This is a genomic window from Streptomyces sp. C (assembly GCF_000158895.1).
GTDB classification, from domain to species: domain Bacteria; phylum Actinomycetota; class Actinomycetes; order Streptomycetales; family Streptomycetaceae; genus Streptomyces; species Streptomyces racemochromogenes.
Genome location: NZ_GG657750.1, coordinates 523,261 through 525,046, shown reverse-complemented (window position 1 = coordinate 525,046; position 1,786 = coordinate 523,261). Strand labels below are relative to the sequence as shown.

Here is a 1,786-nt window from a genome sequence, read left to right as displayed (position 1 = left end):
TGCGCGGCACGGTCGTACACCGCCGCGTCCGCCCAGCCGGTCCGGCCGACCCTCCCGGGAGCCGCCCGGCGGCCGCGCAGGAGGCTCCCCGCGAGCCGGTGCGGTCATGAGGCACCATCCCGTCACCGGCACGTCCGCCGGCACGTCCTCCGGCACGTCCGCCGGCACCTCCTCCGGCACGTCCGCCGGCGGGGCCCCGGCCGCAGCCGTCCCCTGGCTGTGGGACCGCCCTGCCGCGCCCGGGACCCCGCACCGGCCCGGGCCGGCCGGCCGGCTCCCGGAAGCGGTCCTCTTCGACCGTGACGGCACGCTCGTCGCAGACGTCCCGTACAACGGCGACCCCGCCCGGGTCTCTCCCCTGCCCACAGCGCTGGCCGCGGTGACCGCGCTGCGCGAGCTCGGAATTCCGGTCGGTGTCGTGAGCAACCAGTCGGGCGTCGCCCGCGGGCTCCTGACGCGGGAGGACGTGCTGGCGGTGCGCCGACGCGTCGACGAGCTCTTCGGCCCGTTCGACGTGTGGGCCGTGTGCCCGCACGGCCCCGCGGACCGCTGCGGCTGCCGCAAACCAGCGCCCGGCCTGATCCTCGCCGCCTGTCAGCGGCTGGGCGCCGCCCCCGAACGCACCGTCGTCGTCGGGGACATCGGAGCCGACGTGCGGGCCGCCTCCGCCGCGGGCGCCCGCGGGGTGCTGGTGCCGACACCCGTGACCCGCCCCGAGGAGGTCGCGGCCGCCGCCGAGACGGCGCGCGATCTGCTCACCGCCGTCCGGCTCGTCTCGTACCCCTCCGCCTCCGGAGCCGGACGGGCCGGGGCCCACGCGACCCCCGGAGCCATGGGGGCGCGCCCGCCCGCTGTCGGCGGTGGCCGATGAACGCCCCGCGCAGTCTCGTCGTACGCCTCGACAGCGCCGGGGACGTGCTGCTGGCCGGGCCCGCCGTGCGCGCGGTGGCGGCCGGCTCCTCCCACACCACGCTGCTCTGCGGGCCGCAGGGCGTCGCCGCGGCGCGGCTGCTGCCCGGCGTGGACCAGGTGCTGGTGTACGAAGCCCCCTGGGTGGGGCTGGAGCCCGGCCGCACCTCGCGCGAGGAGTGCAGCCTGCTCGTCGACGCCCTGGCGGCCGGCCGGTTCGACCGCGGCGTGATCCTGGTGTCCCACCACCAGAGCCCGTTGCCGGCGGCCCTGCTGCTCGCGCTCGCCGGAGTCGAACAGGTCGCGGCCGACTGCGAGGACTACCCGGGGTCCCTGCTCGCGCTGCGCCACCACCGGCTGCCGGACCGGCACGAGGCGGACGCGGCCCTCGACCTGGTGCGCGACTTCGGCTTCGCGCTGCCCGACGGCGACGACGGCGCCCTCCGCGTGTCCGTACCGCCCGACACGACACGGCTGACCGGTCCCGAACCCTACGTGGTGCTGCACCCCGGAGCCGCGGTGGCCGCCCGCGCCTGGAGCCCGGCCAGGGCGACGCGCGCCGCGGCCGCGCTGCACGGGGCGGGCCACCGGGTGGTGGTCACCGGCAGCCCCGCGGAGAAGGAGCTGACCGCCGCCGTGGCCGGCCGCCACGGACTCGACCTGGGCGGCGGCACGGCCGACCTGCACGAGCTGGCCGGGGTCCTGGCCGCCGCGCGGGTCGTGGTGGCGGGCAACACGGGGCCCACCCATCTGGCCGCGGCCGTGGGCACACTCGTGGTGTGCCTGTTCGCACCCGTGGTGCCGGCGGGCCGGTGGCGGCCCTACCGGGTGCCGCACGTACTGCTCGGCGACCAGCGGGCCTCGTGTGCGGGGAGCC

Annotated in this window: 2 protein-coding genes; both read left to right on the top strand. The window is 78.6% G+C overall.

Translation table 11 applies throughout. From position 1 onward, the window contains the following. Window positions 1-106 precede the first annotated feature (106 nt). Complete coding sequence (locus tag SSNG_RS02550; RefSeq protein WP_007262221.1) at window positions 107-871, top strand: HAD-IIIA family hydrolase; 765 nt, start codon at window positions 107-109, stop codon at window positions 869-871. Then, on the top strand, window positions 868-1,786 hold a 919-nt coding region (locus tag SSNG_RS02545), incomplete at its 3' end, for a glycosyltransferase family 9 protein (RefSeq protein WP_007262220.1). The genes SSNG_RS02550 and SSNG_RS02545, both read left to right, overlap by 4 nt.

Excerpts from the sequence above, each read along its gene's own strand:
- SSNG_RS02550 (WP_007262221.1), top strand. The coding sequence starts at position 107 with ATGAGGCACCATCCCGTCACCGGCACGTCCGCCGGCACGTCCTCCGGC.